The organism is Streptomyces sp. (assembly GCF_019510245.1).
Lineage (GTDB): Bacteria > Actinomycetota > Actinomycetes > Streptomycetales > Streptomycetaceae > Streptomyces.
The window spans coordinates 1-4,522 of record NZ_JAEKKT010000358.1 but is presented as its reverse complement, the minus strand read 5'-3'; the positions used below and the strand labels follow the sequence as shown (position 1 = coordinate 4,522).

Annotated in this window: 6 protein-coding genes and 1 pseudogene; 1 reads left to right on the top strand and 6 read right to left on the bottom strand. The window is 70.1% G+C overall.

The genetic code is table 11. The features are described from left to right. From JF597_RS51475 to JF597_RS51450, 6 genes and pseudogenes are all read right to left on the bottom strand, one after another. A pseudogene (locus JF597_RS51475) lies at positions 1 to 243 on the bottom strand (hypothetical protein); the annotation flags it as partial. Further along, entirely contained in the window at positions 240 to 728 is a 489-nt protein-coding gene (locus tag JF597_RS51470; protein ID WP_069762270.1) for a hypothetical protein, read from the bottom strand. The gene JF597_RS51470 and the pseudogene JF597_RS51475, both read right to left, overlap by 4 nt. After that, positions 728 to 1,954 carry a macrolide family glycosyltransferase gene (locus JF597_RS51465; RefSeq protein WP_294013516.1) on the bottom strand — a complete coding sequence of 409 codons (1,227 nt, stop codon included), beginning with the start codon at positions 1,952 to 1,954 and terminating at the stop codon, positions 728 to 730. Before JF597_RS51465 ends, JF597_RS51470 begins: the two co-directional genes overlap by 1 nt. After that, the gene (locus tag JF597_RS51460; RefSeq protein ID WP_294013513.1) at positions 1,951 to 2,877 is read right to left on the bottom strand and encodes a patatin-like phospholipase family protein; all 927 of its coding nucleotides are present in this window, start codon (positions 2,875 to 2,877) and stop codon (positions 1,951 to 1,953) included. The genes JF597_RS51465 and JF597_RS51460 overlap by 4 nt, the downstream gene beginning before the upstream one ends. Positions 2,878 to 2,991: 114 nt before the next feature. Further along, entirely contained in the window at positions 2,992 to 3,552 is a 561-nt protein-coding gene (locus JF597_RS51455; RefSeq protein WP_069762071.1) for a DUF5134 domain-containing protein, read from the bottom strand. 72 nt (positions 3,553 to 3,624) lie between these two features. Then, positions 3,625 to 3,996, bottom strand: coding sequence for a cupin domain-containing protein (locus JF597_RS51450; protein WP_256122861.1), 372 nt, complete (start codon positions 3,994 to 3,996; stop codon positions 3,625 to 3,627). A 111-nt stretch (positions 3,997 to 4,107) separates the two neighbouring features. Between JF597_RS51450 and JF597_RS55925 the strand changes: the two genes are divergently transcribed. Next, the coding region (locus tag JF597_RS55925; protein ID WP_366916575.1) for an NAD-dependent epimerase/dehydratase family protein at positions 4,108 to 4,522 on the top strand (415 nt) is incomplete at its 3' end.

The window sequence follows — 4,522 nt, the reverse complement described above, 5'->3', positions numbered from 1 at the left end:
GACCAGCTGGCCGCCGTCCCGGCTGTCACGGACGCGGCGTTTGCCGATGCCGTCGAGGTAGACCAGGTAGGCACCCGGGGGACTGTCGGGGGCCGCACCCCGGGCGTAGGGGACGCCTTCCGGGAGCTCGGTGACAGGGGCCCGCCAGCCGGCACCGTAGGCCAGAACCTCGTAGCGGGCCAGCAGGGCTTCGGCCAGCAGGGCAGGCCCGACCACACAGGCCCAGAGCAAGAAGTCGTTCATGCGATCGACTCTTCTGCGCTGGTGGCGCTGATCCTCACGACAAGACGCCGGACGGTCTCTACTGCGAGAGCGAGACCTGTCCCGGCGACGGCGACGCAACCGGCGGCGCTCCACCAGTCCAGCCCGCTTGCCGCGGCGAGCGGACCGACCAGACCGGTCCCGACCCCCACAAATAGCACCAGATGGAGCAGAGGGCCGAGCAACGGAAAGGCGAGGACGGCGGCGAGCACCAGCGGGGCGACCACGCCTGGTGTCCATGCCAGGCCGGTTCCTGGCGACGGAGAGGACACCACCAACTCGGCCATGGTCCACGCGCTCAGCGGCCACAGGGCGAACACCAAACCCTCGACCAGGCCGGCGGGCAGCAGCAACGCGGCCACGAGAGTCCGCGGCATACCAGGCCGGCGCGCTACGAGAGGCAGGATGCGCCCGGCGGCCTCCGACAGCCCGGCGAACACCAGCAGGACAACGACGGCGGGGGACATCACTCGACCTCGCTGTGCCGGACCGGCGGAGACGACTGACCGGCCGAGCCGGTGGTATGCAGGTACCGCTCGAGTTCGTCGGCGGCGCGCCGATATCCCCCCGCTTCGCGCTGGGCGATCCGCAGGGTACGCGCGGCTGCCCGGAACCGGGGATCGTGGAGCAACAACTCGGCGAGGATGTTCACCGAGCCCCTGGCGACGTCCTGGGTACGGATCGACAGGCCGGCGCCGAGCTCGACGACACGCCGGGCCACCATCGGCTGATCGGCACCCTGAGGGACCACCAGCAGTGGAACCCCGGCGTACATGGCCTCGTTGACGCTGTTCATCCCGCCATGGGTGACGAACAGCGCCGCACGGGCCAGCACCTCCGGTTGCGGCACGAAGCGGCGGGCGAGCACGTTGGCCGGCAACGGCCCCAGTGCCTCCGGGTCGGTCTGCCCGGTGGAGACGATCACGGTGCCGCCCAGCGGGGCGAGCTCGGTGGCCAGGCTGCGCAGCAACTGGGGGTCGGCGTTGAACACCGTGCCCAGTGAGGCGAACAGCACCGGGTCCCGCAGTTGGTCGGCCGGGAACGACGGGTCGGCCGGCCGGGCGCCGATGCACGGGCCGACGAACCGGTAGGACTGGTCGAAGCTCTCGACGGCAGGCTGGAACGTCCGCGAGGTGTAGACCAGGTTGAGCGGCTGGCGGACGTTCGCCACGTCGAGCAGGGGCAGCCCACGCGCGTCGAAGCGGCGGTGCAGTGCCCAGCGGGATCGCAGGTAGCCCCGGACACTGCGGGGTTGAGCCGTCGCCGCCGACAGCAGGTCCAGGGAGCCACGGGTGGGGCTGGGGACATGCCGGTTCAGGGCGAACGTGGTGAACGAGGAGGCTGCCGGCACCCCGAGTTCGCGGGCGGCCACAGCTCCCCACAGACAGGCGCTGTCGTGGACGATCAGATCGGGTCGCTCGCGGCGCAGGTCGGTGAGCACGGCGGGCAGCAAGTCGACGGCCGTGCTCGCGAGTGACTCCATCCACGAGACCGGTGTCGGCGGATCGGGGAGCGGCTGGTCGCCCCCGGGGTACAGGTACACGCTCGCGCCGGTCGCCTCGATCTCCTCTCGGAACGCGGGCGAGGTGTGATACGTGACGGTGTGGCCGCGCCGGACCAGCTCGGCCACGATCGGCAGCGTCGGGTTGACGTGGCCGTGCATGCCGATACCGAGGAACGCGATGGTGCTCACAGGCCGACCTCCGCTGTCGAAGAAATTGTTGTTTCGTCCGGGCCGCGCGGTGCCGCCGAGGAGTCGTCGGCCCGATACAGCCCCGGCCCGCTGATGCGCAGCCCGTCCAAAAATTGCTCGGCTGTGCGGCACGCGGTGCTGATCAGCCGTTGGGACTGGCCGAAGTCCCACGGTGCGGGCCAGGCTTCGATGCCGGTCGGCAGCACGACGGTCGGGATGTACCGGGACACCTCGCGCAGGTCCCGCTCGATCTGATGGTGCAACAGCAGCAGCCCGGCCCTGGCGGCGATCGCACTGGCACGTCGGCGCGGAATGGTGGGGCGCAACGGCGAGCTCTCCGGCCCGGTCGCCACCACGACCACGCTGGCCGCCCCGGCCTGTAGGGCCGCCAGTACCGGGACATAGGCGATCAGCCCGCCGTCGACGAGGGTTCGCCCGGCACGATCCACCGGAGGCAGCATCCCGGGAATGGCTGCGCTGGCCAGCAGCGCGGACTCCAGGTCCCCCCGGTCGAGCAGCACCGGAGCACCGGTGACCAGATCCGTGGCCACCGCGGTGAACGGGACCGCCAGTTCCTCGATCCGCGAGGGCAGCCCGGCCCGGGCGATCAGCCGGCGCAGGCCGCGATCGGTGAAGACGCTGCTCCGTGAGGACAGGTAGCCGAGTGGATACACGTCGCGGCGTCGCAATTGGGTCCACACATGGTCCAGCCACGGTGCGGCCCGTTGGGGGTGGGCGGCCGCGATGGCCCCGTTGAGGGCACCCACCGAGGTCCCGATGATCATGTCCGGGGCGAATCCGTGGCGCTCCAGCGCGTAGCCGACACCGATGTGCGCCGCTCCGAGCACGCCACCGGCGCCCACCACCACGGCCACGGGACGGGGAAGGGTGTGCAGACCCACTGCGGTGGGGTTTCCCCTCATGGTTCACCTTTCTCGCCACGGACACCGAGTCGGACTTCTCCCATCAGGACCGGGCTGCCACAAGATGTATGACACCGTTGGTCACCGACATCGCGCACATCCCGAAGCCCGGTGTCAGTGGTGGCTGAGCAGCATGACGGCCGTGCCCAGGGCCGTCGATCCCTGCCAGAAGCGGTCGCAGGGACCACCGAGGTCGGTGGACATGCCCGCGCTGCCCGGAGTTCCGAGCAGCGCCGGCATGTCCCGGGTCAGCGACCGCAGAGCGTAGGCCAGCAGACAGAGCGTCAGTACGCCGGTGACCATTTCGCCGGTGTGCGCGTCCGTGACGCCGCCGTGCCGCACCGGCATCCATGCCATGGCGAGCATGCCGACCGCGTGGGGCGACCTGTGTACGAGGCCGGACAATCTGGGGCCACGGAGGCCGAGGACCGCGGTCAACGGGAACCACAATGCCGCGGCGGCGAAGAAGAAGGCCGTCCGTCCCGGTGGCGGCCCATCGTCGATCAGGTGCCACGGCATCACAGCCATGGCCGACGCCATGACGGTGTGCAGGAGACTGTCGCCTCGGCCGCGCCATCCGGAGCCCCGTGTCAGCACGGCCTGCCGCAACGTGTAAACGGCCGCGGCCGCGAACAGCGCTGTCAGCATGCCGCGCACGGCATCAGCGGCGCCCATGCCTCACCAGGCCCTCCCACGGAGCGGACGGGTCCCTTCGTAACCGCCTTGTACGGGGCGGGCAGTGCACGGTCAGTCGGTGGGCCGTGGGGCGCGGAGGTGGGCCCGCTGGGCCAGTTCCTCCTTCTCGACCAGTTGCACCATGGGCTTGCCCGGCGCGCACAGCATGGTCACGACGAACCGGGTGCGCGCGTCGGACAGCGCGTTGCCGTCCTGGTAGTGGATCGCGTCGCCACCCGGTTCCCAGAACGTCCCGCCCGCCTCGATCACACGCTCCGGCTCACCCTCGAGTTCGAAGCGGACGGCGCCCTCGAGGACGTAGCCGAATGCCGGTCCTGGGTGGCGGTGCGGCGGGGTTCCCGGGTCCCCGGGCTCCCACTCGACGAAGATGGTCATCCCTGACGCGCCTTCCGCGACCGTGAGCGGATCGGTGTCCTGCAGCATCGTCGCCGCCGTCTTCCATCCTTCCGACTCGGTCCGCGCTCCGGTCTCCTGCGCTGAGTCCTTGTCCGACATGTGTCAGCCTCCCTTGGATCCGCCTGGGTTCACCGGGCCATGGCTGCCATGGCCTTCTCCAGTGATGACCGGGCTCCGGACGGATCTGTGACACTCACGGCCACACCGGTGTCACAACATTGGTTTGAGTCCTGTCCTAGATGTTGTGAGGGACCGACATCACCGCCGCCTCACGAAGGCATCAGCGGGGTCACCGACCCCTCGACGGAAAGGGGCCCGGGAATGCGAGTCGTTGTAGCAGGAGCCACCGGTCTGATCGGTTCCAGGACGGTCGCCAGACTTCGGAACCACGGTGTGGAGGTCGTGCGCCTGTCACGCGGTGAGGGCGTCGACGTCACGACCGGCAAGGGCCTCGACGAGGCCATGCGCGGCGCCGATGTGGTGGTGGACGTCACCGACACGCCCTCCCGCGGGGAGCTGGAGAGCCTGGAGTTCTTCGGCACGGCGACCCACA

Bases quoted from the DNA above. Each gene is read 5' to 3' on its own strand.
- JF597_RS51450 (WP_256122861.1), bottom strand. From the start codon at position 3,996: ATGCTGCAGGACACCGATCCGCTCACGGTCGCGGAAGGCGCGTCAGGG.
- JF597_RS51460 (WP_294013513.1), bottom strand. From the start codon at position 2,877: ATGAGGGGAAACCCCACCGCAGTGGGTCTGCACACCCTTCCCCGTCCC.
- JF597_RS51470 (WP_069762270.1), bottom strand. From the start codon at position 728: ATGTCCCCCGCCGTCGTTGTCCTGCTGGTGTTCGCCGGGCTGTCGGAG.
- JF597_RS51455 (WP_069762071.1), bottom strand. From the start codon at position 3,552: ATGGGCGCCGCTGATGCCGTGCGCGGCATGCTGACAGCGCTGTTCGCG.